At 71.3% G+C, this 23,994-nt stretch carries 23 protein-coding genes; 19 read left to right on the forward strand and 4 right to left on the reverse strand.

Annotated features, from left to right (window positions below; translation table 11 throughout):
• The first annotated feature begins 32 nt into the window (after positions 1-32).
• Together ACSMXR_RS32545 and ACSMXR_RS32550 are read left to right on the forward strand one after the other, a co-directional pair.
• Positions 33-656: an HdeD family acid-resistance protein gene (locus ACSMXR_RS32545; RefSeq protein ID WP_030076392.1), complete on the forward strand. Its 624-nt coding sequence runs from the start codon at positions 33-35 to the stop codon at positions 654-656.
• 146 nt (positions 657-802) lie between these two features.
• Positions 803-1,258: an ATP-binding protein gene (locus tag ACSMXR_RS32550; protein ID WP_030076393.1), complete on the forward strand. Its 456-nt coding sequence runs from the start codon at positions 803-805 to the stop codon at positions 1,256-1,258.
• A 27-nt stretch (positions 1,259-1,285) separates the two neighbouring features.
• Here ACSMXR_RS32550 and idi read toward each other — a convergent pair whose 3' ends face one another.
• The 4 genes from idi to galE all read right to left on the reverse strand — a co-directional run bounded on the left by idi (position 1,286) and on the right by galE (position 5,621).
• Positions 1,286-1,879 carry an isopentenyl-diphosphate Delta-isomerase gene (idi, locus tag ACSMXR_RS32555; protein WP_030076395.1) on the reverse strand — a complete coding sequence of 198 codons (594 nt, stop codon included), beginning with the start codon at positions 1,877-1,879 and terminating at the stop codon, positions 1,286-1,288.
• Positions 1,880-2,026: 147 nt separating this feature from the next.
• Entirely contained in the window at positions 2,027-3,295 is a 1,269-nt protein-coding gene (locus tag ACSMXR_RS32560) for a GNAT family N-acetyltransferase (RefSeq protein WP_381855381.1), read from the reverse strand.
• A 226-nt stretch (positions 3,296-3,521) separates the two neighbouring features.
• Complete coding sequence (locus tag ACSMXR_RS32565; RefSeq protein ID WP_137228550.1) at positions 3,522-4,463, reverse strand: cation diffusion facilitator family transporter; 942 nt, start codon at positions 4,461-4,463, stop codon at positions 3,522-3,524.
• A 180-nt stretch (positions 4,464-4,643) separates the two neighbouring features.
• Positions 4,644-5,621: a UDP-glucose 4-epimerase GalE gene (galE, locus tag ACSMXR_RS32570; protein WP_473170533.1), complete on the reverse strand. Its 978-nt coding sequence runs from the start codon at positions 5,619-5,621 to the stop codon at positions 4,644-4,646.
• A 317-nt stretch (positions 5,622-5,938) separates the two neighbouring features.
• On the opposite strand from galE, the gene ACSMXR_RS32575 reads away from it, so the two are divergent.
• The 17 genes from ACSMXR_RS32575 (at position 5,939) to ACSMXR_RS32655 (ending at position 23,979) form a co-directional block, all read left to right on the forward strand.
• Positions 5,939-7,693, forward strand: coding sequence for a DUF5941 domain-containing protein (locus tag ACSMXR_RS32575; protein ID WP_473170534.1), 1,755 nt, complete (start codon positions 5,939-5,941; stop codon positions 7,691-7,693).
• Positions 7,690-8,427, forward strand: coding sequence for a phosphocholine cytidylyltransferase family protein (locus ACSMXR_RS32580; protein ID WP_473170535.1), 738 nt, complete (start codon positions 7,690-7,692; stop codon positions 8,425-8,427). The genes ACSMXR_RS32575 and ACSMXR_RS32580 overlap by 4 nt, the downstream gene beginning before the upstream one ends.
• Entirely contained in the window at positions 8,415-9,476 is a 1,062-nt protein-coding gene (locus ACSMXR_RS32585) for an iron-containing alcohol dehydrogenase family protein (protein WP_137228539.1), read from the forward strand. Before ACSMXR_RS32580 ends, ACSMXR_RS32585 begins: the two co-directional genes overlap by 13 nt.
• Complete coding sequence (locus tag ACSMXR_RS32590; RefSeq protein WP_218523995.1) at positions 9,454-10,233, forward strand: CDP-alcohol phosphatidyltransferase family protein; 780 nt, start codon at positions 9,454-9,456, stop codon at positions 10,231-10,233. The genes ACSMXR_RS32585 and ACSMXR_RS32590 overlap by 23 nt, the downstream gene beginning before the upstream one ends.
• 8 nt (positions 10,234-10,241) lie before the next feature.
• Positions 10,242-11,114 carry a glycosyltransferase family 2 protein gene (locus ACSMXR_RS32595; protein ID WP_218526370.1) on the forward strand — a complete coding sequence of 291 codons (873 nt, stop codon included), beginning with the start codon at positions 10,242-10,244 and terminating at the stop codon, positions 11,112-11,114.
• 101 nt (positions 11,115-11,215) lie between these two features.
• On the forward strand, positions 11,216-12,145 hold the full coding sequence (locus ACSMXR_RS32600) for an ABC transporter permease (protein ID WP_137228534.1): 930 nt from the start codon (positions 11,216-11,218) through the stop codon (positions 12,143-12,145).
• Positions 12,138-12,923 (forward strand): ABC transporter ATP-binding protein, encoded by a 786-nt coding sequence (locus ACSMXR_RS32605; RefSeq protein ID WP_103508712.1) that lies wholly within the window; start codon positions 12,138-12,140, stop codon positions 12,921-12,923. Before ACSMXR_RS32600 ends, ACSMXR_RS32605 begins: the two co-directional genes overlap by 8 nt.
• Before the next feature lie 408 nt (positions 12,924-13,331).
• Positions 13,332-14,243, forward strand: a complete 912-nt coding sequence (hpnC, locus tag ACSMXR_RS32610) for a squalene synthase HpnC (protein ID WP_473170536.1) — start codon at positions 13,332-13,334, stop codon at positions 14,241-14,243.
• Between the two features lie 29 nt (positions 14,244-14,272).
• On the forward strand, positions 14,273-15,193 hold the full coding sequence (hpnD, locus tag ACSMXR_RS32615; protein WP_170994406.1) for a presqualene diphosphate synthase HpnD: 921 nt from the start codon (positions 14,273-14,275) through the stop codon (positions 15,191-15,193).
• 118 nt (positions 15,194-15,311) lie between these two features.
• Entirely contained in the window at positions 15,312-16,697 is a 1,386-nt protein-coding gene (gene hpnE, locus ACSMXR_RS32620) for a hydroxysqualene dehydroxylase HpnE (RefSeq protein WP_473170537.1), read from the forward strand.
• Positions 16,694-17,797: a polyprenyl synthetase family protein gene (locus ACSMXR_RS32625; protein ID WP_030623252.1), complete on the forward strand. Its 1,104-nt coding sequence runs from the start codon at positions 16,694-16,696 to the stop codon at positions 17,795-17,797. Before hpnE ends, ACSMXR_RS32625 begins: the two co-directional genes overlap by 4 nt.
• 107 nt (positions 17,798-17,904) lie before the next feature.
• On the forward strand, positions 17,905-19,905 hold the full coding sequence (gene shc / locus ACSMXR_RS32630) for a squalene--hopene cyclase (RefSeq protein ID WP_473170538.1): 2,001 nt from the start codon (positions 17,905-17,907) through the stop codon (positions 19,903-19,905).
• On the forward strand, positions 19,905-20,552 hold the full coding sequence (locus ACSMXR_RS32635) for a phosphorylase family protein (protein WP_376188356.1): 648 nt from the start codon (positions 19,905-19,907) through the stop codon (positions 20,550-20,552). Before shc ends, ACSMXR_RS32635 begins: the two co-directional genes overlap by 1 nt.
• A 5-nt stretch (positions 20,553-20,557) precedes the next feature.
• On the forward strand, positions 20,558-21,577 hold the full coding sequence (gene hpnH, locus ACSMXR_RS32640; RefSeq protein ID WP_473170539.1) for an adenosyl-hopene transferase HpnH: 1,020 nt from the start codon (positions 20,558-20,560) through the stop codon (positions 21,575-21,577).
• A gap of 91 nt (positions 21,578-21,668) precedes the next feature.
• On the forward strand, positions 21,669-23,066 hold the full coding sequence (locus tag ACSMXR_RS32645) for an aspartate aminotransferase family protein (RefSeq protein WP_473170540.1): 1,398 nt from the start codon (positions 21,669-21,671) through the stop codon (positions 23,064-23,066).
• A 66-nt stretch (positions 23,067-23,132) separates the two neighbouring features.
• On the forward strand, positions 23,133-23,741 hold the full coding sequence (locus ACSMXR_RS32650; RefSeq protein WP_030623236.1) for a helix-turn-helix domain-containing protein: 609 nt from the start codon (positions 23,133-23,135) through the stop codon (positions 23,739-23,741).
• 64 nt (positions 23,742-23,805) lie between these two features.
• Positions 23,806-23,979, forward strand: a complete 174-nt coding sequence (locus ACSMXR_RS32655; protein WP_170994386.1) for a DUF6126 family protein — start codon at positions 23,806-23,808, stop codon at positions 23,977-23,979.
• Positions 23,980-23,994 lie beyond the last annotated feature (15 nt).

Genomic DNA, 23,994 nt, shown 5'->3' on the forward strand with positions numbered 1-23,994 from the left:
GTGAGCCGGGCACGCACCGTGAGGAGCTGTCGATGAACGAACCCACAGCCGAGGGCAGGAAGCTCAGCCGCAGTTTCGGCTGGCTCGCGCTGCTCGGCGCGCTGCTGGTGATCGCGGGCATCATCGGCCTCGTCTACACCGGCGTCGCCACCCTCACCTCGATGCTGCTCTTCGGCTGGCTGCTGCTCGTCGGCGGTCTCGTCGGACTGCTGCACGCGATCGAGTCGCGCGGCACCAACTACTTCTGGCTGGGTGTGGTCGTCGCGGCCCTCAACATCGCCGCGGGCGTCGTCGTCATCAAGCACCCCGAGGGCACGGCCGAGGCGCTCACCATGTTCGCCGCCCTGCTCTTCCTGACCGGCGGGGTCTTCCGGCTGGTCGGCAGCGTCGTGGTGCGCGGCCCGCAGATGGGGTGGACGCTGCTCCAGGGCGCCTTCGGGCTGCTGCTGGGGCTGCTGGTGCTCTTCGACTGGCCGCACAGCAGCCTGTACGTCCTGGGCTGCTTCTTCTCGCTGGCCCTGTTGTTCGACGGGCTCGGCCTGATCGCCATCGGCATCGGCGGCCGCCGCATCGTCAGCATGGTCTCGGAGCGGCTCGATGAAACTGCCCCGACCTCGGACGAGCCGATCAAGTCACCAGAAGAAGAGCAGAAGTAGTCCCTGGGCTTGCAAAGGTGTGCTCGTCCGGTCGAATAGCGCCGATACCTGGCTACTTCCGATCAGTGGCACGGTCCGGACCAAGCCATTCCCAACACTCTTTACTCGACGGTCAGTGCAGTGCGAGTGAGAGCTGGTGCCGGACGATGGAGAGCCTCGGGAGTGCCCCCGCCGACCCCGTGTCGTACGAGGGGGTGTGGCGCTTCACCGCCCCCGCCGTGGACGCGTCCGTGCCCAGTGCCCGGCACGCCGTACGCGATCTGCTTGGACGGCAGGGCGTGCCCATCGAGGACGACATCCTCCAGGGGCTCCTGCTGATCGTCTCGGAGCTGGTCACCAACGCCGTCAAGCACGCGGCGCTCCTCTCGCCCGAGCTGGCCGTCGAGGTGGCCATCGCCGCCGACTGGGTCCGCGTCTCGGTCGAGGACAACCACCCCTACCGCCCCACCGCCCTGGAGACGGACTACGCCCAGACCGGCGGCCGGGGCCTGCTGCTGGTCAAGGTCGTCACCGCGGAGGCGGGCGGCACCTGCGACGTCGAGCACACCGCGAGCGGCGGGAAGATCATCTGGGCGGCGCTGCCGTTGAAGACGCAGCTCTGACCGCCCCGTACGGAGACGAGCGAGGGCTCACCAGCCGGCGGAGGGCCCCGTCAGCTCACGGATCGCCGGCCGTGCCGCGTCCAGCACCGTCATGAACCACGCCGAGAACGGCGCCCGCGCGTGCCGCTCCGCCAGCTCCGCCGCCGTCACGAAGGCCGTCTCCCCGACCTCCTCGGGGTCCGGTTTCAGGGCCTCCTGCGCCATTCCCACGAACAGGTGGTTGAACTCCTGCTCCACCAGACCCGACGCGGGGTCCGGGTGGTTGTAGCGGACCGTGCCCGCCTCGGCCAGCAGCGAGGGCGAGAGCCCCAGCTCCTCGTACGTACGCCGGGCGGCGGCCGCGAACGGCGCCTCGCCCGGATAGGGGTGTCCGCAGCAGGTGTTCGACCAGACACCGGGGGAGTGGTACTTGCCGAGTGCCCGGCGCTGGAGCAGCAGCCGCCCCTGCTCGTCGAAGAGGAACACCGAGAACGCGCGGTGCAGCTGCCCGGGGGCCTGGTGGGCCGCCAGCTTCTCCGCGGTGCCGATCGTGGTGCCGTTCTCGTCGACCAGTTCGAGCATGATCGCTTCTGCGGTGCCGTTCGACGAGCTGTGCGTCGCGGTGGCTGGTGTGGTCGGCATACCCATCCTTCGCTTTGGTCCCCGGCCTCGTGCGCCGGGCCCCTGGAGTCCGGTCAAGTCTGCCGTACAAAAGCCGCTTGTCCGCACTTCGGGTCCGGGCATGTCCGCCCCGCCGCGCCCTGCGAGCGCGGCGGGACGGACGGGCCGTCAGACCCCGAAGGCCGCCGGATAGCGGATCATGCCCGCCGGAACCGGGACGGAATCGTCCAGCACCAGGGCCGTCATCGCCTCGTCCGGAACCTCGAAACCTGGCCGGATCCCGTAGCGCGAGGCCGGCACGAAACCGAAGCGCGGGTAGTACTCGGGATGACCGAGCACCAGCACCAGCGCCTCACCGCGCACCCGGGCGGCGTCCAGCACCGCCCGCACCACGGCCTGCCCCGCACCCTGCCGCTGGTGGGCGGGGGAGGTGGCCACCGGGGCCAGCGCGAGCGCCGGGGCGTCGCCGACCCGGCAGCGGGTCAGCAGCGCGTACGCCGCGATCGACCCGTCCGGGGCCTCGGCGACGTAACCGAGATCCGGCAGCCAGGCCTCGGGGTCGGCCCGCAGGGCGTCCACGAGGTCGGCCTCGTCCCGGGTCGGGAACGCGGCCGTGTTGACCGCGTGCACGGCCGTACGGTCCGCCGGTGTCTCCGGCCGGGTGGCCCACCGGGGATCGGCCGGGCGCAGCACATACGCGGCGTAGCCGTACTCCGTGCCGTGCTCCCGCCGTACCGCCAGCTCCTCGCGGGTGGCCGCGAGCGCCCACTCCATACCGGGAGCGCCCGGGTCGGTGTCCGCGACCCGCTCGGCGAGCGGTACGTAGTACGCGTCCCAGTCGCTCTCGGGCTGGACCAGCACGGCGCGGACCGTGCAGCCCGCGGCGACGGCCGCCGCGGTGGTCTCCGGCAGGGTGCGCAGGGAGCCGTTGCGGTCCCAGAAGCCGCGCGCCCCGGCGGACGGCGCGTCCGTGGTCCAGACGCACTCGGAGATCATCATCGCGCCGCCCGGGGCCAGCAGCCGCTGCCAGTCGCGGACGGCGGTGTCGAACCCGATGCAGTACGCCGAACCCTCGGCCCAGATCAGGTCGAAGGACCCCTCGGGGAACGCGGGGCCGGTGAGGTCGCCCATGTCGGCCCGGACCGTACGGATCCGGTCGCCGAGGCCACGGGCCCCGGCCGCCTCACGCAGCTCGTCCAGGAACGGCTGGTGCAGGTCGACCGCGGTCACCTCGGCGCCCGCCTCGGCGGCGAGCAGCAGAGCGGCACGGCCCGGACCGCAGCCCAGGTCGAGGACGCGCGGACGGTCGGGCAGCGGACCGGCGAGATCCAGCAGCCGGCGCGTGGTCGCGTCGGAGCCGGGGCTCTGCCGGGGAAGACGGTGATGCAGGGTGAAGAACGCCTCGGTGCGCGAGGCGTCGTCGGTGTGGTCGGTCAACGTGGGAACCCTTGTGTGTGAGGGCTCCGACCCGATCCGGGAAGAAGGTGGACCTAGCCGGAAACCCTGGAGATGAGGAAGGACCGATTGCTGCGCCGGGAAGGCGTCGTCGCGACCGTCATCAACCTCAGCTCCTCTCGAAAGGTCCCGGTGACACCGGGTTCCGCTCCACCGCGAGACTCGAACGTCTCAGCGAAACAACCTTAACACCGACCCCTCGCGTGCCTCAGTGGCAGAGGTGCGCCTCGTGCTCGGCGTGGCCGCTCGGCTCCAGCTGGAAGGTGCAGTGCTCCACGTCGAAGTGGTCGCCGAGGCAGCCCTGCAGCTCGTGCAGCACCTTCTCGTGCCCTATCGAGTCCAGCATCTCCTGGCGCACCACCACATGGGCGGAGAGCACCGGCATGCCCGAGGTGATCGTCCAGGCGTGCAGGTCGTGGACGTCCAGGACCCCGGGCAGCGCCGTGATGTGGGCCCGTACCTCCGCCATGTCCACGCCCTTGGGCGCCGCCTCCAGCAGCACGTTCAGGGTCTCCCGCAGCAGCTTCACCGTCCGGGGGACGATCATCAGGCCGATCACCAGCGAGGCGATCGGGTCGGCGGGCTGCCAGCCGGTCGCCATGATGATGCCCGCCGAGACGATCACGGCGATCGAGCCCAGGGTGTCGGCCATCACCTCCAGATAGGCGCCCCGCACGTTCAGGCTCTCCTTCTGCCCCCGCATCAGCAGGGACAGCGAGACGATGTTGGCCACCAGACCGACCGCGGCGAACGCGATGGCCAGGCCGCCCTTCGTCTCGGCCGGGGTGATGAACCGCTCGACCGCCTCGAAGACCAGATAACCGCCGACGCCCAGCAGCAGCACACAGTTGGCGAGCGCCGCCAGGATCTCCGCACGGGCGAAGCCGAAGGTGCGGTTCGGGCCGGCCGGACGGTTGGCGAAGTGGATGGCGAGCAGCGCCATCCCGAGCCCCAGGGCGTCGGTGGCCATGTGGGCGGCGTCCGCGATCAGGGCCAGCGAGTCGGAGAGGACGCCGCCGACGATCTCCATCACCATCACGCTCAGCGTGATCGCGAGGGCCACCCGGAGCCTGCCCCGGTACGCGGCGGCCGCCGTGCCGGTCGGAGGCGGCCCGCCGTGCGTATGTCCGTGATCGTGGCCAGCCCCCATGCGAAACGCCTCCAGGTCCCTAGGACGCGCCGGGGCGGAACCGCCCCGACCAGGCCAGTGAACTACGGGTGGGGGGTATGGGGCAACACGGGACTGAACACCGTTGTCATGTGCTCTGACCTGCGGAAACGTTCCGCAGGTCAGAGCGTTGACACGATCACCGGTGCCACCGGGAACCGATCACGCACGGGCCTCGGGATGGCGCAGCTGCCAGCCCTCCCAGGCCGACTCGACCATCTCGCGCACACTCCGCCGTGCCGTCCAGCCCAGCTCCTCGGTGATCCGCGCGGCCGACGCCACCGCCTTCGGCGCGTCACCGGCCCGGCGCGGCTCCACCACCGGCTTGAGGTCGTGCCCCGTCACCTCGCCGATCACCTCGGCCAGCTCCCGCACCGAGACGCCCTCGCCCCGGCCGACGTTCAGCGTCAGGTCGACGGGGTCCGCCCCGTCCAGCCGCCGCGCGACGGCGAGATGCGCCTCCGCCAGGTCGGCGACATGGATGTAGTCGCGGATGCAGGTGCCGTCCGGCGTCGGATAGTCGTCACCGAAGATCCGCGGGGCCTCGCCGCGCGTCAGCCGCTCGAACATCATCGGCACGATGTTGAAGACCCCGGTGTCCGCGAGCTCCGGCGCGGCGGAGCCCGCCACGTTGAAGTACCGCAGGCAGGCGGTCGAGATCCCGTGGGCCTTCCCGGTGGCCCGCACCAGCCACTCCCCGGCGAGCTTGGTCTCGCCGTACGGGTTGATCGGCAGGCAGGGCGTCTCCTCCGTGATGAGGTCCACGTCCGGTACGCCGTAGACGGCCGCCGACGACGAGAACAGGAAGCGCCGCACACCCGCCGCGACCACGGCCTCCAGCAGCACACCCAGCCCGGTGACGTTCTCCCGGTAGTACAGCAGCGGCTTCTCCACGGACTCGCCGACCTGCTTCTTCGCCGCGAGATGCACCACACCGCTCACCGCGTGCTCGGCCAGCACCCGGTCCAGCAGGGCTCGGTCGGAGGCCGAGCCCTCCACCAGGGTCACGTCCTCGGGCAGCCGGTCCACGATGCCGCTGGAGCGGTCGTCGAGCACCACGACCCGCTCGCCCGCCGCCACCATGGCCCGCGCCACGTGTGCCCCGATATAACCCGCCCCGCCTGTGATCAGCCATGTCATGACCGTCAGCCTAAGGGCCCGTCGTCCGCGGCCCGCCCCGCGGGTTTGTGGGCCGGGCCCCCGATCGATGATGATGATCGCGAACGGCGACCGCGCTTGCGGATCCACCCGAACAGCGCACAAACGGGTGGTGAACTCAGCCTTCCGTTCATCGGATAGCCTCAGCCGACACGCCGCCGGCCCGTCTCGTGGCCGTGCGGCCGTGTGTCGTCCCCGTCAGTGCCAAGGAGTGAGTTCGTCTGTCGACCGCCATCCTCACCGGTACGCCGGTACCCGGGTCGTCGCTCGCGGACGATCTGCGGTCCCTGGGCTTCGATGTGCAGACCGCCGTCGACGCCGGTGACGCCGCAGCCCTGCTCGCCGCCGTTCCGGCCGGCCGCCGGGTCGCCCTCGTCGACCCGCGTTTCGTGGGCCACGTCCACGCGCTGCGGCTCGGACTGACCGACCCGCGCTTCGCCGCCGCCACCGTCCCCGGCGCACTCACCGCCCAGCCCGAGGCGCGCGGCGCCCTGCTGCGTGCGCTCCGGCGCACCACGGCCGCCGTCGGCGCGGGCGCCCCGGTCGTCGAGCCGGACACCGACCCCGCGCCCGAGGACCGCACCGTCCCCGGCCGGATCGCCGTGGCACTGGAGTCCGACGGCACCGCCGTACAGCGCCCCGCCCTCGGCTCGCTCGTCGCGGCCGTCCCCACGGACCCGGAGCAGCGGGCCGCCGCCGAGGCGGACCTCGCCTCGGTCGACGACGAGGCCGTACGGCTGCGCAGCGCGGTGAAGGCCCACGACGGCTTCTTCACCACCTTCTGCATCAGCCCCTACTCCCGCTACATCGCCCGCTGGTGCGCCCGCCGCAACCTCACCCCGAACCAGGTCACCACCGCCTCGCTGATCACCGCGCTGATCGCGGCGGGCGCGGCGGCCACCGGCACCCGGGGCGGCTATGTCGCCGCCGGGATCCTGCTGCTGGTCTCCTTCGTGCTGGACTGCACCGACGGGCAGCTCGCCCGCTACTCGCTGCAGTACTCCACGATGGGCGCCTGGCTCGACGCCACCTTCGACCGCGCCAAGGAGTACGCGTACTACGCGGGCCTCGCCATCGGCGCCGTACGCGGCGGCGACGACGTATGGGTGCTGGCGCTCGGCGCGATGGTCCTCCAGGCCTGCCGCCATGTCGTGGACTTCTCGTTCAACGAGGCCAACCACGACGCGGTCGCCAACACCAGCCCCACCGCCGCCCTCTCCGACAAGCTCGACAACGTCGGCTGGACGGTCTGGGCGCGCCGGATGATCGTGCTGCCGATCGGCGAGCGCTGGGCCATGATCGCGGTGCTCACCGCGCTCACCACCCCCCGCATCGTCTTCTACGCCCTGCTCGTCGGCTGCGCCCTGGCCGCCTGCTACACCACCGCGGGCCGGCTGCTGCGCTCGCTGACCCGCAAGGCACGCCGCACCGACCGCGCCGCGCAGGCCCTGGCGGACCTCGCCGACTCCGGCCCGCTCGCCCAGGGCGTCGCGGCGGTCGCCCCCGGACTCCGGGGCGCGTTCACGGCCCCGGCCGTCGCCCTGCTCGGCACGCTCGTGATGATCGGCGGCGCCCTCTTCCTCCCGTACGGCAGCTGGCTCACCGTCGCCGCCGCCGCGGTGTACGTGGTCCTCTCCGGCCTCGCCGTCGCCCGCCCGCTCAAGGGCGCGCTCGACTGGCTGGTGCCGCCGCTCTTCCGGGCCGCGGAGTACGTCACGATCCTGGTGCTGGCGGCCCGCAGCGACGTCCCGCACGCCGTTCCGGCGGCCTTCGGGCTGGTCTCGGCCGTCGCCTACCATCACTACGACACGGTGTACCGCATTCGCGGAGGCACCGGCGCGCCGCCCCAGTGGCTGGTGCGGACGATCGGTGGACACGAGGGCCGTACCGCGCTGGTGGCCGTCCTCGCCGCCGTACTCACCCAAGCCTCAGGTTTCACCACGGCCCTGACCGCACTCGCGGTCGCCGTGGCTCTGGTGGTGCTCGTGGAGTCCATCCGCTTCTGGGTGTCCTCCTCGGCGCCCGCCGTACACGACGAAGGAGAACTCGCATGATCGGCCTCGTACTGGCAGCCGGTGCAGGACGACGTCTGCGCCCCTACACGGACACGCTGCCCAAGGCGCTCGTCCCTGTCGACGGCGACAAGACGGTCCTCGACCTCACGCTCGCCAACTTCGCCGAGGTCGGACTCACCGAGGTCGCGATCGTCGTCGGCTACCGCAAGGAGGCCGTCTACGCCCGCAAGGCCGAGCTGGAGGCGGCCTACGGCCTCACCCTCACGCTGATCGACAACGACAAGGCCGAGGAGTGGAACAACGCCTACTCCCTCTGGTGCGCCCGTGACGTCATCAAGCGCGGCGTGATCCTCGCCAACGGCGACACCGTGCACCCGGTCTCCGTCGAGAAGACCCTCCTGGACGCCCGCGGCAAGGGCCAGAAGATCATCCTCGCCCTGGACACCGAGAAGGTCCTCGCCGACGAGGAGATGAAGGTCATCACCGCGGAGGACAAGGGAGTTCAGCGCATCACCAAGCTGATGGACCCGGCCACCGCGACCGGTGAGTACATCGGCGTCACCCTCATCGAGGCCGAGGCCGCCGAGGAGCTGGCGGACGCGCTGAAGACCACCTTCGAGCGCGACCCCGACCTCTACTACGAGGACGGCTACCAGGAGCTGGTCAACCGCGGCTTCACCGTGGACGTGGCCCCCATCGGCACCGTGACCTGGGTCGAGATCGACAACCACGACGACCTCAAGAAGGGCCGTGAGATCGCGTGCCAGTACTGACCCGGCTCATTCCGTCCCCGGTCGTCGTCGACATCCGGCGCGGCGCCATGGACGATCTGGCGGGTCTCCTGGCCGATCAGCGGATCTCCACCTCGGGCAAGCTCGCCATCGCGATCAGCGACGGCTCCGGGCGCGCCCTGCGGGAGAGGCTCGCTCCGGTCCTGCCGGGTGCCGACTGGTATCCGGTCTCCGACGGCACGATCGACTCCGCGGTGAAGCTCGCCGACGGCATCAAGGGCAACCGGTACGACGCCGTCGTCGGCCTCGGCGGCGGCAAGATCATCGACGTGGCGAAGTACGCCGCGGCGCGGGTCGGCCTGCCCCTGGTCGCCGTCGCGACGAACCTCTCGCACGACGGCCTGTGCTCGCCGGTCGCCACGCTCGACAACGACAACGGGCGCGGCTCCTACGGGGTGCCCACCCCGATTGCCGTGGTCATCGACCTCGACGTGATCCGTGAGGCGCCCGCCCGTTACGTCCGTTCCGGCATCGGCGACGCGATCTCGAACATCTCCTGCGTCGCCGACTGGGAGCTGGCCCACGAGGTCAACGGCGAGGAGATCGACGGTCTGGCCGCCGCGATGGCCCGCCAGGCCGGCGAGGCCGTGCTGCGCCACCCCGGCGGGGTCGGCGACGACGCCTTCCTCAAGGTGCTGGCCGAAGGGCTCGTGCTCACCGGCATCTCGATGTCGGTCGCGGGCGACTCACGTCCCGCGTCCGGCGCCTGCCACGAGATCAACCACGCCTTCGACCTGCTCTACCCCCAGCGCGCGGCCAGCCACGGCGAGCAGGTCGGCCTCGGCGCCTGCTTCGCCATGCATCTGCGCGGTGCCCGCCAGGAGTCGCTCCTGATGGCATCGATACTGCGCCGCCACGGTCTGCCGGTCCTGCCGGAGGAGATCGGGTTCAGCGTCGACGAGTTCGTCAAGGCCGTCGACTACGCGCCGCAGACGCGTCCGGGACGCTTCACGGTCCTGGAGCACCTCAACCTGTCCACCGACCAGATCAGGGACGCGTACGCCGACTATGCGACGACCATCAGTAGCTGAACTCCGTCCGGTCGTTCACCCCCCGGGGGTCAAGGACCGGCGCAGCGGCGAGCACTGGGCCGGGCGCATGTACATGCGCGAGGTCTCGCTGCGCGTGGACCGCTACCTGGTCAACACCCGCGTCACGCCGAACCAGGTCACGTACGTGATGACGCTGGCCGGTGCGCTGGCCGCCCCGGCGCTGCTGGTGCCGGGCGTCTGGGGCGCCGTGCTCGGTGTGGTGATGGTCCAGCTCTATCTGCTCTTCGACTGCGTGGACGGCGAACTGGCCCGCTGGAAGAAGCAGTACTCGCTCAGCGGGGTCTACCTGGACCGGGTCGCCGCCTATCTGTGCGACGCGGCGGTGCTCGTCGGCCTCGGCCTGCGCGCCGCCGACATCTGGGGCGAGGGCCGGATCGACTGGCTCTGGGCCTTCCTCGGCACGCTCGCCGCGCTCGGCGCGATCCTGATCAAGGCCGAGACGGACCTGGTCGGGGTGGCCCGCCACCAGGGCGGGCTGCCGCCGGTCAAGGAGGCGGCCTCCGAGCCGCGCTCCTCCGGCGTGGCGCTGGCCCGCAAGGCCGCCGCCGCGCTCAAGTTCCACCGGCTGATCCTCGGCATCGAGGCATCCCTGGTGATCCTCGTGGTGGCCGTCGTGGACGCGATCGCGGGCGACCTCTTCTACACCCGCCTGACCGTGGCGGTCATGGCCGGCATCGCGCTGCTGCAGACCCTGCTGCACCTGGTGTCGGTCCTGGCGTCCAGCAGGCTGAAGTGACCTCACCCATGAAACTGGGCGCGGTGATCATCACCATGGGCAACCGCCCGGACGAGCTCCGCGCCCTCCTCGATTCGGTCACCGCCCAGCACGGTGACCGGATCGAGGTCGTGGTGGTCGGCAACGGCGCCCCGGTGCCCGAGGTGCCCGCCGGGGTGCGCACGGTGGAACTGCCCGAGAACCTGGGCATCCCCGGCGGCCGCAATGTCGGCATCGAGGCGTTCGGCCCCTGCGGCGCGGACGTGGACGCCCTGCTCTTCCTGGACGACGACGGGCTGCTGCCGAACCGGGACACCGCCGAGCTGTGCCGGCAGGCGTTCGAGGCGGACCCGAAGCTGGGGATCGTCACCTTCCGGATCGCGGACCCGGAGACCGGCGCCACCCAGCGGCGGCACGTGCCCCGGCTGCGGGCCGCCGACCCGATGCGCTCCTCGCGGGTGACGACGTTCCTGGGCGGCGCCAACGCCGTACGCACCCGGGTCCTGGCCGAGGTGGGCCCGCTGCCGGAGGACTTCTTCTACGCCCACGAGGAGACGGACCTGGCCTGGCGGGCGCTGGACGCGGGGTGGATGATCGACTACCGCGCGGACATGGTGCTGAACCACCCCACCACCGCCCCGTCCCGGCACGCGGTCTACCACCGCATGGTCGCCCGCAACCGGGTCTGGCTCGCCCGCCGGAACCTGCCCGCCCCGCTGGTCCCCCTCTACCTCGGGGTCTGGCTGCTGCTGACCCTGGTGAGGCGTCCGTCACCGCCCGCGCTGAAGGCATGGTTCGGAGGTTTCCGGGAAGGCTGGTCGACGCCCTGCGGGCCTCGGCGTCCGATGAAGTGGCGTACGGTGTGGCGGCTGACGAGGCTGGGCCGACCTCCGGTCATCTGAGAGGCTTTCCTCTGAGAGCATGAGGCGTATTTTCTTTCCGGAACCTGTCCGCCTGAGCCGCGCCCGCGACTGGCTGCGCGTGAAGACGAGAGTTTCAACTTGTGAGTGACACGACCCACGACGGTGGGGTAGCCCTCGGGACCCCGCCGTCCGCCGACGAGGGCCTCGGCGCGGCCCAGCTGGCCGCCAAGTACGGCCTGACCGTGAGCGGCGCCCGGCCGGGGCTGTTCGCGTACATGCGACAGCTCTGGGGCCGACGCCACTTCATCCTGGCCTTCTCCCGGGCGAAGCTGACCGCTCAGTACAGCCAGGCCAAGCTCGGCCAGCTGTGGCAAGTGGTCACGCCCTTGCTGAACGCCTGTGTCTATTACCTGATCTTCGGGCTGATCCTGGGGACCAGGGAGGGGATTCCCGACGACGTCTTCGTGCCGTTCCTGGTCACCGGCGTCTTCGTCTTCACCTTCACCCAGAGCTCGGTCATGGCCGGTGTCCGGGCGATCTCCGGCAACCTCGGCCTGGTCCGGGCCCTCCACTTCCCCCGGGCCTCGCTGCCCATCTCCTTCTCGCTCCAGCAGCTCCAGCAGCTGCTGTTCTCGATGATCGTGCTGGTCGCGGTCGCCGTCATCTTCGGCAGCTACCCCTCGCTGTCGTGGCTCCTGGTGATCCCCGCCCTGATTCTCCAGTTCTTCTTCAACACCGGCCTGGCCCTCGTCATGGCGCGGCTCGGCTCCAAGACCCCCGACCTCGCGCAGCTGATGCCGTTCGTCATGCGGACCTGGATGTACGCCTCGGGCGTCATGTTCTCCATCCCGGTGATGCTCAAGGACAAGCCGGCCTGGATCGCCGACGTACTGCAGTACAACCCGGCGGCGGTCTACATGGACCTGGTCCGCTTCGCGCTGATCGACGGCTACGGTTCCGAGAACCTGCCGGACCACGTCTGGGCCGTCGGCCTGGGCTGGGCCGTGCTGCTGGGCGTCGTGGGATTCGTGTACTTCTGGAAGGCAGAGGAACGGTACGGCCGTGGCTGACGACAACGCACAGGGACGCATCCCCACGGTGATCGCCGACGACGTGCACATCGTGTACCGCGTCAACGGCACGGGCGGCGGCCGGGGCAGCGCCACCGCCGCGCTGAGCCGCATGATGCGGCGGGGCAAGGGCGAGCCGCGCGGCGTCCGGAAGGTGCACGCGGTGCGCGGGGTCTCCTTCACCGCCTACCGCGGCGAGGCCATCGGCCTCATCGGCACCAACGGCTCCGGCAAGTCGACGCTGCTGCGCGCCATCGCCGGTCTGCTGCCGACCGAATCCGGCCACGTGTACACGGACGGTCAGCCCTCGCTGCTCGGCGTGAACGCGGCGCTGATGAGCGATCTGACCGGTGAGCGCAACGTCGTGCTCGGCGGCCTCGCGATGGGCATGAGCCGGGACGAGGTCCGCGAGCGCTACCAGGAGATCGTGGAGTTCTCCGGCATCAACGAGAAGGGCGACTTCATCACCCTGCCGATGCGGACGTACTCCTCCGGCATGGCCGCGCGACTGCGCTTCTCGATCGCCGCCGCCAAGAACCACGACGTCCTCATGATCGACGAGGCGCTGGCCACCGGCGACCGCAAGTTCCGGGTCCGCTCCGAGGAGCGGATCCGCGAGCTGCGCAAGGAGGCGGGCACGGTCTTCCTGGTCAGCCACAACAACAAGTCGATCAGGGACACCTGCGACCGTGCGCTCTGGCTGGAGAAGGGCGAGCTCCTGATGGACGGCCCCACCGAGGAAGTCCTCAAGGCGTACGAACGCGAAACGGGCAAGTAGCCCCCAGCTCTCCCCGTGGCCCCCGCCGGACCGTTCCGGCGGGGGCCGTGCGGTGCCCGGCAGACCGTCCGCAGTAGGCCCCCAGGGGCGATCTCCTCCCGGCGGATGACGTCAATCCCGCCGTGCGCGGGGAAGGTTGACGGGCACGGCCGGGAAGCGGCGGTGGGCGCTCCACCCCGCCGGTCCGTTGTGAGCTGTACAACGTAAGCTGTAGCGGTGCTGATTCATGGCAAGTAGGGCGATACGCCCCGGCACCGCCCGCTCTGCCGCAGTGCACTCGGAAGAATGAACGGCGTGTCCGAAAAGGGTTGTTTTGGATCAGCAGTGTAGAACGGGAGATGTGACGGCAATGACGGAAGATCTCCAGCTCCGACGTGGTTTCGCCGTCCCCGCGCCGGGCGGTCCGCAGTGACCTCGATCCCCGAAGCGCGCATCGGCGACGCCACCCTCGGCAAGGCCGCGGACGAGAACTTCCCCGTGGCGCCCTTCTTCCTGCCCCGCGCCTGGCGCGACGACCTGATGGCGGTCTACGGATTCGCCAGGCTCGTCGACGACATCGGCGACGGCGACCTCGCCCCCGGCGGCGCGGACGCCCGCCGCCTCGGCCTGGAGCCGGAGCAGAGCGACGACCGCCTCGCCATGCTCGACGCCCTGGAGACCGACCTCCACCGGGTCTTCGCCACCACCGGCGAGGAGCCGCACCACCCGCTGCTGCGCAACCTGCGCCCCACCGTGCGGCGCCGCGCGCTCACCCCCGAGCCCTTCCTCGGCCTGATCGAGGCCAACCGCCAGGACCAGAAGATCCGCCGCTACGGCACCTACGCCGAGCTCGCCGCCTACTGCGAGCTCTCGGCGAACCCGGTCGGCCGCCTGGTCCTCGCCCTCACCGGCACCGCGAGCCCGGAACGCGTCCGCCGCTCCGACGCGGTCTGCACCGCGCTCCAGATCGTCGAGCACCTGCAGGACGTGGCCGAGGACCTGGCCCGCGACCGGATCTATCTGCCCGCCGAGGACATGGAACGCTTCCGGGTCACCGAGACCGACCTGGCCGCGCCCACCGCCGGAGCCTCCGTGCGCGCCCTGATCGCCTACGAGGCCCAGCGTGCGAGCGACCTGCTGAACGAAGGCCCCCCACTGGTGGGCAGCGTCGACGGCAGGCTCAAGCTGCTCCTCGCCGGATTCGTCGGGGGCGGGCGCAGCGCGCTCACGGCGATCTCGGCCGCCGGGTTCGACGTACTGCCCGGACCGCCCAAGCCCACCAAGCCCAGCCTGCTGCGCGAAGTGGGAATCGTCTTGCGAAGAGCGCGTGGAGAGAGGTGAGCCGGACCGTGGAGGGACAGACGACGTACATGTCGCCGCCGGTGCAGGCCGCATACAGTTACTGCGAGGCCGTCACCGGACAGCAGGCCCGTAACTTCGCCTACGGCATCAGACTGCTGCCGTACGAGAAGCGGCAGGCCATGTCGGCGCTGTACGCCTTCTCCCGTCGGGTCGACGACATCGGCGACGGGGAGCTGGACCCGGAGACCAAGCGGACCCGGCTGGAGAGCACCCGCGAGCTGCTGGAGCGGATCCGCAAGGACGCGGTCGACGAGGACGACACCGACCCGGTGGCCGTCGCGCTCGCGGACGCCGCCCGCCGCTTCCCGCTCCCGCTCGGCGGACTCGACGAGCTGATCGACGGCGTCCTGATGGACGTCCGGGGCGCGACCTACGAGACCTGGGACGACCTCAAGTCCTACTGCCGGTGCGTCGCCGGAGCCATCGGACGCCTCAGCCTCGGCGTCTTCGGCACCGCGCCGGGCGCCCGCGGGGCCGAGCGCGCCGCGGAGTACGCCGACACCCTCGGCCTCGCCCTCCAGCTCACCAACATCCTGCGCGACGTCCGCGAGGACGCCGGCAACGGACGCACCTATCTGCCCGCCGACGACCTGGCCAAATTCGGCTGCTCGGCAGGGTTCCACCGCACCACCCCGCCCCCCGGCTCCGACTTCGCCGGCCTCATCCACTTCGAGGTCCGCCGCGCCCGCGCCCTGTTCGCCGAGGGCTACCGGCTGCTGCCGATGCTCGACCGCCGCAGCGGCGCCTGCGTCGCGGCGATGGCCGGAATCTATCGCCGCCTCCTCGACCGGATCGAGCGCGACCCCGAGGCCGTCCTGCGCGGACGGGTCTCGCTGCCCGGCCACGAGAAGGCCTACGTCGCGGTGCGCGGCCTGTCCGGACTGGACGCCCGCCACATCTCGCGGCTCACCGCCAGGGGGCGATCCTGATGGACGCCGGCACCTCCGGCCGCCGGGCAACCCTCCGGTGGCCCGACGCGTCACAGACTGCGACGATCTCCAGGGTGAGGACCCGGCAGACGGCCACGACCCGACGGGAGGGGCACGCATGAGCGACGAGACCCCGCGCCCCGTCGCCGTCGTCGTCGGCGGCGGCCTCGCCGGCGTCACGGCGGCGCTCCGCCTCGCCGACGCCGGACTGGACGTGACGCTCCTGGAAGGGCGGCCCCGCCTCGGCGGCCTCGCCTTCTCCTTCCAGCGCGGCGACCTCACCGTCGACAACGGCCAGCACGTCTACCTGCGCTGCTGCACCGGCTACCGCTGGTTCCTCGACCGGATCGACGCCGCCCACCTGGCCCCGCTCCAGGACCGCCTCGACGTGCCCGTGCTGGACGTCGGCCGGGCCGCCGGACCGCGCCTGGGGCGGATCCGCCGCACCGGACTGCCCGTACCGCTGCACCTCGCCGGCGGGCTCGCCGCCTATCCTCACCTCTCGCTCGCCGAGAAGGCGAGCGTCGGCCGTGCCGCCCTCGCGCTCGGCCGCCTGGACCCCGCCGACCCCGAGCTGGACCGCGTCGACTTCGCCACCTGGCTGCGGCGGCACGGCCAGTCGGAGCGCACCATCGAGGCTCTCTGGGACCTCGTCGGAGTCGCCACCCTGAACGCCACCGCCCCGAACGCCTCCATGGCGCTCGCCGCGAAGGTCTTCAAGACCGGCCTGCTCTCCGAGCCCGGCGCCGCAGACATCGGCTGGGCCACCGTGCCGCTCGGCGAGCTGCACGACACCCTCGCCCGCAAGGCCCTGGACACCGCGGGCGTCCGCACCGAACTGCGCGCCAAGGCCGGCTTCCTCACCCGCACCGAGGACGGCCGCTGGAGCGTGGAGACGGCGGGGGAGCGGATCACCGCCGACACCGTCGTGCTGGCCGTGCCGCAGACCGAGACCCACGACCTGCTGCCCGCGGGCGCGCTGGACGAGCCGGAGCTGCTGCTCGACATCGACAACGCGCCCATCCTCAACGTGCACGTCATCTACGACCGCAAGGTGCTGCGCAGGCCGTTCTTCGCCGCGATCGGCTCCCCGGTCCAGTGGGTCTTCGACCGCACCCACTCCTCGGGGCTCAAGGGCCCCGGGCAGTATCTGGCCGTCTCGCAGTCGGCCGCCCAGGACGAGATCGACCTGCCCGTCGCCGAACTGCGCTCCCGCTATCTGCCCGAGCTGGAGCGGCTGCTGCCCGCCGCCCGCGGCGCCGGCATCCGCGACTTCTTCGTCACCCGGGAGCGCACCGCCACCTTCGCGCCCGCCCCGGGCGTCGGACGGCTGCGCCCCGGCCCCCGCACCCGGCTGCCCGGTCTTCAGCTGGCGGGGGCCTGGACCGCCACCGGCTGGCCCGCGACGATGGAGGGTGCCGTGCGCAGCGGCGCCGGAGCCGCCGACGCGGCCCTCCACGACCTCGGCCGCCCCCTTGGACATCCGCTGCAGGAGGCGGCATGAGCAGTACCACCGGAACAAGAGGAGAGTCTGTGACCCCGGCGAATCCGGCTTTCGACACCGTGGCGGACACCGCGGACGTCACCGCGCTTCTGGAGCGCGGACGAGCCCTGTCAGCGCCGGTCCTGCGGGCTGCCGTGGACCGGCTCGCGCCGCCCATGGACACCGTCGCCGCCTACCACTTCGGCTGGATCGACGCCGAGGGACGGCCCTCGGACGGCGACGGCGGCAAGGCTGTGCGCCCCGCGCTCGCCCTGCTGTCCGCCGAAGCGGCGGGCGCCCCCGCCGAGGCCGGCATCCCCGGCGCGGTGGCCGTCGAACTCGTGCACAACTTCTCGCTGCTGCACGACGACCTGATGGACGGCGACGAGCAGCGCCGCCACCGCGACACCGTCTGGAAGGTGCACGGTCCCGCCCAGGCGATCCTGGTCGGCGACGCGCTCTTCGCCCTCGCCTACGATCTGCTGCTGGAGCTCGGCACGGTCGAGGCGGGCCGCGCGGCCCGCCGGCTGACCACCGCCACCCGCAAGCTCATCGACGGGCAGGCCCAGGACATCTCCTACGAGCACCGTGAGCGGGTCACCGTCGAGGAGTGCCTGGAGATGGAGGGCAACAAGACCGGCGCGCTGCTGGCCTGCGCCGTCTCCATCGGCGCGGTGCTCGGCGGCGCCGACGACCGCACCGCCGACACCCTGGAGGCGTACGGCTACCACCTCGGCCTCGCCTTCCAGGCCGTCGACGACCTGCTCGGCATCTGGGGCGACCCGGAGTCCACCGGCAAGCAGACCTGGAGCGACCTGCGCCAGCGCAAGAAGTCCCTCCCCGTCGTCGCGGCGCTCGCCGCGGGCGGCGAGGCGTCCGAGCGGCTGGGCGAACTCCTCGCCGCCGACGCCAAGAGCAACGACTTCGACAGCTTCTCCGAAGAGGAGTTCGCCGCCCGCGCGGCACTCATCGAGGAGGCGGGCGGCCGCGAGTGGACCGCCCAGGAAGCCCGTCGTCAGCACGCGGTCGCCATCGAGGCGCTGCACGCCGTCGACATGCCCCACCGGGTGAGGGAGCAGCTCACCGAGCTCGCCGACTTCGTGGTGGTACGAAAGAGATGATCACTTTCCGCATATGACTCGCAGTCGCCGGCCGGCGCCCCTCACCGGGCGCCGGCCGACGGAGACCCCAGCACAGCAGAGAACCGACTGCACGTAAGGGGAAGCTCATGACAGCGACGACCGACGGATCGACCGGGGCCGCGAACCTCTCCGGGGCCCCGGCCGACGATCCGACCGACACGACAACCGCCGCGGACGACGTGACCGCCGCCGCGCGACGGGCCGCGGAACGCTCCGTGGAGCACCTCCTCGGCAGACAGGACGAGCAGGGCTGGTGGAAGGGCGACCTCGCCACCAACGTCACGATGGACGCCGAGGACCTGCTCCTGCGTCAGTTCCTCGGTATCCAGGACGCAGAGACGACCCGGGCGGCCGCCCTCTTCATCCGCGGCGAACAGCTCGGCGACGGCACCTGGAACACCTTCTACGGCGGACCGGGCGACCTCTCCGCCACGATCGAGGCGTACGTCGCCCTGCGGCTGGCCGGGGACCGCCCCGACGAACCGCACATGGCCCGCGCCTCCGGCTGGATCAGGGAACAGGGCGGCATCGCGGCCGCCCGCGTCTTCACCCGTATCTGGCTGGCCCTGTTCGGCTGGTGGAAATGGGACGACCTCCCCGAACTGCCGCCCGAGCTGATGTTCTTCCCCAAGTGGGTCCCGCTCAACATCTACGACTTCGGCTGCTGGGCCCGGCAGACCATCGTGCCGCTCACCATCGTCTCCGCGAAGCGCCCCGTACGCCCCGCGCCCTTCGCCCTGGACGAGCTGCACACCGACCCGGACCACCCCAACCCGGCCAGGAAGCTTGCCCCGCCCACCAGTTGGGACGGACTCTTCCAACGCCTCGACAAAGGGCTGCACCTCTACCACAAGGTCGCCCCGCGCCCGCTGCGCCGTATCGCGATGAACGCGGCCGCCCGGTGGATCATCGAGCGCCAGGAGAACGACGGCTGCTGGGGCGGGATCCAGCCGCCCGCCGTCTACTCGGTCATCGCGCTGCATCTGCTCGGCTACGACCTCGACCACCCGGTGATGAAGGCCGGTCTGGCCTCGCTCGACCGGTTCGCCGTCCGGCGCGAGGACGGCGCCCGGATGGTCGAGGCCTGCCAGTCGCCGGTCTGGGACACCTGCCTGGCCACCATCGCGCTGGCCGACGCCGGACTGAGACCCGACCACCCCGCGCTGGTGAAGGCCGCCGACTGGATGCTGGCCGAGGAGATCACCAGACCCGGTGACTGGTCGGTGCGAAAACCCGAACTGGCCCCCGGCGGCTGGGCGTTCGAGTTCCACAACGACAACTACCCGGACATCGACGACACGGCCGAAGTCGTCCTGGCGCTGCGCCGGGTGCGCCACCCCGACCCCGCCCGGATGCAGGCGGCCATCGACCGCGGGGTCCGCTGGAACCTCGGGATGCAGTCCCGCAACGGGGCCTGGGGCGCGTTCGACGCCGACAACACCAGCCCCTTCCCCAACCGGCTGCCCTTCTGCGACTTCGGCGAGGTCATCGACCCGCCGTCGGCCGACGTCACCGGCCATGTCGTGGAGATGCTCGCCGTCGAGGGCCTCGCGAACCACCCCCGTACCCGCGAGGGCATCGAGTGGCTGCTCGCCGAACAGGAGGCGTGCGGCGCCTGGTTCGGTCGCTGGGGCGTCAACTACGTCTACGGCACCGGGTCCGTGGTGCCCGCCCTGATCGCCGCCGGACTGCCCGCCGGGCACCCCGCGATCCGCCGGGCCGTCGGCTGGCTGGAGTCCGTCCAGAACGACGACGGCGGCTGGGGCGAGGACCTGCGCTCCTACCAGGAGGAGAAGTGGATCGGACACGGTGAGTCCACCGCGTCCCAGACCGCCTGGGCGCTGCTCGCGCTCCTCGCCGCGGGCCGCCGCGACACCCGCTCGGTCGCCCGCGGCGTCACCTGGCTGACCGAGGCGCAGCAGGCCGACGGCTCCTGGGACGAGCCGTATTTCACGGGCACCGGCTTCCCCTGGGACTTCTCCATCAACTACCACCTCTACCGCCAGGTCTTCCCGCTCACCGCACTCGGGCGTTATGTGTACGGCGACCCGTTCGCCGACCGCGCGGACGCCGCCGAGGGGGCCTGATGGGCGATCCGAGAGGGTCCGGGAGCCCTGTGCCGCCGCTGCTGGTCGCCTGTGCCCTCGGCATCGAGCAGGTGGCCCTGCGCAGCGGCAGGGGCGCCCCGGGCCCGGTCCGGGTCCTGCGCACCGGAATGGGTCCCCGGGCGGCGGAGACGGCCGTGGCGCGCCTCCTGGGCCCCGAGGGTGTTCCGGACGCCGCCGTGATCGCCTCCGGGTTCTGCGCCGGCCTCGTACCGGGGATGCACCCCGGCGACCTGGTCGTCGCCGAGGAGACCCGGGACGTGGACGGCACCACCCCCTGCACCGGCACCGGCGTCCTGGTCGCCGCACTCGCCAGGGCCGTCCCCGGCCGCACCGTCCACACCGGCCCGCTGACCGGCTCCGACCACGTCGTACGGGGCTCCGAGCGGGCCGCGCTGCGGGCGGGCGGGGCCATCGCGGTGGACATGGAGTCCGCCGCGACACTGCGTACCGCCCTGTGTCACGGACCGCGCCCGGTTGCGGCCGTCCGGGTGGTCGTGGACGCTCCAGAGCATGAGCTCGTCCGCATCGGCACCGTACGCGGTGGAATATCGGCGTTCCGCGTTCTTCGTGCCGTCCTTCCGGCTTTCTACGAATGGCACCGATCTTTACTGCTCCCCAGGAGGTGAGCTAGATGGCCATGCCGCTCCGCCAGACCATCAAGGTTGCGACGTATCTCTTCGAACAGAAGCTCCGCAAGCGTGAGAAGTTCCCGCTGATCGTCGAGCTGGAGCCGTTGTTCGCCTGCAACCTCGCCTGCGAGGGATGCGGCAAGATCCAGCACCCGGCCGGTGTCCTGAAGCAGCGCATGCCGGTCGCCCAGGCGGTGGGCGCGGTCCTCGAATCCGGCGCCCCCATGGTGTCCATCGCCGGTGGCGAACCGCTGATGCATCCGCAGATCGACGAGATCGTGCGCCAGCTCGTAGCGAAGAAGAAGTACGTCTTCCTCTGCACCAACGCCATGCTGATGCGCAAGAAGCTCGACAAGTTCAACCCGTCCCCGTACTTCGCCTTCGCCGTGCACATCGACGGGCTGCGCGAACGGCACGACGAGTCGGTCGCCAAGGAAGGCGTCTTCGACGAGGCCGTCGCCGCGATGAAGGAGGCCAAGCGGCGCGGTTTCCGCGTCACCACCAACTCCACCTTCTTCAACACCGACACCCCGCAGACCATCATCGAGGTCCTCAACTACCTCAACGACGACCTGCACGTCGACGAGATGATGATCTCGCCCGCCTACGCCTACGAGAAGGCTCCCGACCAGGAGCACTTCCTGGGCGTCGAGCAGACCCGCGAGCTGTTCAAGAAGGCCTTCGCGGGCGGCAACCGGGCCCGCTGGCGGCTCAACCACTCGCCGCTCTTCCTGGACTTCCTGGAGGGCAAGGCGGACTTCCCGTGCACCGCGTGGGCGATCCCGAACTACTCGCTCTTCGGCTGGCAGCGTCCCTGCTACCTGATGAGCGACGGCTACGTACCGACGTACCGTCAGCTCATCGAGGAGACCGACTGGGAGAAGTACGGCCGGGGCAAGGACCCGCGCTGCGCCAACTGCATGGCGCACTGCGGCTACGAACCCACGGCGGTGCTCGCCACCATGGGGTCCCTCAAGGAATCCCTGCGCGCGGCCCGGGAGACCATCACCAGCAACCGGTGAGCCGGTGACCGACGAGGTACGGCCGGCCGTCACGGGTTCCCCGGGGCGGCCGGCCGCACGACGCAGCACATCCGAAGGAGAAGAGCGCGCGATGACGGACGGCGGATCCCAGGGCTTCGATCTGACGCGGCTCCTCGCCGAGCGCGGATCCGAGCGGTACGAGCTGCACGCGCGCCACCTCAACCACCAGCTGCCGCGCATGCTGCACACCATCGGCTTCGACAAGGTCTACGAGCGGGCCGAGGGCGCGTACTTCTGGGACGCGGAGGGCAACGACTACCTCGACATGCTCGCCGGCTTCGGCGTCATGGGCCTGGGCCGCCACCATCCCGTCGTCCGGCAGGCCCTGCACGACGTCCTGGACGCCCAGCTCGCCGACCTCACCCGCTTCGACTGCCAGCCGCTGCCCGGACTGCTCGCCGAGAAGCTGCTGGCCCACAGCCCGCACCTGGACCGCGTCTTCTTCGGGAACAGCGGCACGGAAGCGGTCGAGACGGCGCTGAAATTCGCCCGGTACGCCACCGGGAAGCCCCGGATCCTCTACTGCGACCACGCCTTCCACGGGCTCACCACCGGATCCCTGTCGGTCAACGGGGAGAGCGGCTTCCGCGACGGGTTCGCCCCGCTGCTGCCCGACACGGCCGTGCCGCTCGGCGACCTGGACGCGCTGCGCCGCGAGCTGAAGCGGGGCGATGTCGCGGCCCTGGTCGTCGAGCCGATCCAGGGCAAGGGCGTGCTCGCCGCGCCGCCCGGCTATCTGCGGCAGGCGCAGGAGCTGCTGCACCGGCACAAGGCGCTCCTGATCGCCGACGAGGTGCAGACGGGCCTGGGCCGGACCGGCGACTTCTACGCCTACCAGCACGAGGAGGGCGTGGAGCCCGATCTGGTCTGTGTGGCCAAGGCGCTCTCCGGCGGCTATGTGCCCGTCGGCGCGACCCTCGGCAAGGACTGGATCTTCCGCAAGGTCTACTCCTCGATGGACCGGGTCCTCGTCCACTCCGCGAGCTTCGGCTCCAACGCGCAGGCGATGGCGGCCGGGCTCGCCGTCCTGACGGTGATGGAGGACGAGGAGACCGTCGCGAACGCCCGGCGCACCGGCGATCTGCTCCGCGAGCGGCTGGCGGCCCTGGTGGACCGCTACGAGCTGCTGCACGAGGTCCGCGGGCGCGGGCTGATGATCGGCATCGAGTTCGGACGGCCGTCGTCGCTGAAGCTCCGCAGCCGCTGGACCATGCTCCAGGCGGCCCGCAAGGGGCTCTTCGCCCAGATGGTCGTGGTGCCGCTGCTCCAGAAGCACCGGATCCTCACCCAGGTCTCCGGCGACCACCTGGAAGTGATCAAGCTGATTCCGCCGCTGGTCATCGGGGACGCGGAGGTGGACCGCTTCGTGGCGGCGTTCACGTCCGTCATGGACGACGCGCACAGCGGCGGCGGACTGATGTGGGACTTCGGCCGCACCCTGGTCAAGCAGGCCGTGGCCAACCGCTGACGGGTGCCGCTTTGCCTCCGGGGCAAGTTATTTGCCCCGGAGGAAAGATCCTGGCCCAATGGATCCATGAACCCTCCGGACGAAGGGGTGCCGGACGAGCTCCCCGGCGTCGCACCCCGACTGCGTGACCTGCGCCGAAGCCGTGGTCTGACCCTGGAGACCGCCGCCCGGCGGGCCGGGCTCTCCCCGGCCCATCTCTCCCGGCTGGAGACCGGCCGCCGACAGCCCTCGCTGCCGATGCTGCTGGGGCTGGCCCGTATCTACGGTACGACGGTCTCCGAGCTCCTCGGCGAGCAGCCGCCCGAACGGGACGCGATCGTCCGCGGCGGCGGCTTCGAGGGGGCGGAGGCGGACGGCTGGATGTACCGGCAGGCGGGCGGCTCCGGCCGCGCGATGCAGGCCCTGCGGGTACGTGTTCCGTACGGGGCCCAGGGCGACCTGGTCCGGGTCCATCCCGGCGAGGAGTGGCTGTACGTGATGGAGGGGCGGCTGCGGGTCGGGCTCGGCGACACCGTGCACGACCTCGAACCCGGCGACAGTGCCCACTTCGACTCGCTCACCCCGCACCGGATCGCGGCCGTCGACCGCGGCGGTGCGGAGCTGCTCTTCGTCCACACCCTGCTGCAGAGTCCCGCCGCCGAGCTCTGCCTCGGCAACGCCCTCCACGCGCGCTGACCGGCCGTCCCCGCCGGCTCCATCCTTCGCTCCACCGGCCGTGAGGCCGACAGAGAGGACCGTCATGTCCGATTCCGAACACTACGACCCGCTGGGCCCCGGACGCCGCAAGGACGAGGACCCGCAGGAGAAGCGGATGCCGCGCGGCGTCATCATCCGGCTCTTCGCCTATCTGGTGGCGGGCCATGTCATCGCGGCCTTCCTCTACCTGCTCTTCGTGGTGGCCGGGAGCAAGTGACGGCCCGCGGCCGGC

It is taken from the genome of Streptomyces sp. DSM 106670, from assembly GCF_055792845.1.

Coding starts and splice junctions, on each gene's coding strand:
- hpnE (WP_473170537.1), top strand. CDS start 15,312: ATGAGCGACGAGACCCCGCGCCCCGTCGCCGTCGTCGTCGGCGGCGGC.
- ACSMXR_RS32625 (WP_030623252.1), top strand. CDS start 16,694: ATGAGCAGTACCACCGGAACAAGAGGAGAGTCTGTGACCCCGGCGAAT.
- ACSMXR_RS32580 (WP_473170535.1), top strand. CDS start 7,690: ATGATCGGCCTCGTACTGGCAGCCGGTGCAGGACGACGTCTGCGCCCC.
- ACSMXR_RS32650 (WP_030623236.1), top strand. CDS start 23,133: ATGAACCCTCCGGACGAAGGGGTGCCGGACGAGCTCCCCGGCGTCGCA.
- ACSMXR_RS32590 (WP_218523995.1), top strand. CDS start 9,454: ATGCGACGACCATCAGTAGCTGAACTCCGTCCGGTCGTTCACCCCCCG.
- ACSMXR_RS32645 (WP_473170540.1), top strand. CDS start 21,669: ATGACGGACGGCGGATCCCAGGGCTTCGATCTGACGCGGCTCCTCGCC.
- hpnH (WP_473170539.1), top strand. CDS start 20,558: ATGGCCATGCCGCTCCGCCAGACCATCAAGGTTGCGACGTATCTCTTC.
- ACSMXR_RS32635 (WP_376188356.1), top strand. CDS start 19,905: ATGGGCGATCCGAGAGGGTCCGGGAGCCCTGTGCCGCCGCTGCTGGTC.
- galE (WP_473170533.1), bottom strand. CDS start 5,621: ATGACATGGCTGATCACAGGCGGGGCGGGTTATATCGGGGCACACGTG.
- ACSMXR_RS32565 (WP_137228550.1), bottom strand. CDS start 4,463: ATGGGGGCTGGCCACGATCACGGACATACGCACGGCGGGCCGCCTCCG.
- ACSMXR_RS32655 (WP_170994386.1), top strand. CDS start 23,806: ATGTCCGATTCCGAACACTACGACCCGCTGGGCCCCGGACGCCGCAAG.
- hpnD (WP_170994406.1), top strand. CDS start 14,273: ATGTCGCCGCCGGTGCAGGCCGCATACAGTTACTGCGAGGCCGTCACC.
- ACSMXR_RS32595 (WP_218526370.1), top strand. CDS start 10,242: ATGAAACTGGGCGCGGTGATCATCACCATGGGCAACCGCCCGGACGAG.
- ACSMXR_RS32545 (WP_030076392.1), top strand. CDS start 33: ATGAACGAACCCACAGCCGAGGGCAGGAAGCTCAGCCGCAGTTTCGGC.
- idi (WP_030076395.1), bottom strand. CDS start 1,879: ATGCCGACCACACCAGCCACCGCGACGCACAGCTCGTCGAACGGCACC.
- ACSMXR_RS32550 (WP_030076393.1), top strand. CDS start 803: ATGGAGAGCCTCGGGAGTGCCCCCGCCGACCCCGTGTCGTACGAGGGG.
- shc (WP_473170538.1), top strand. CDS start 17,905: ATGACAGCGACGACCGACGGATCGACCGGGGCCGCGAACCTCTCCGGG.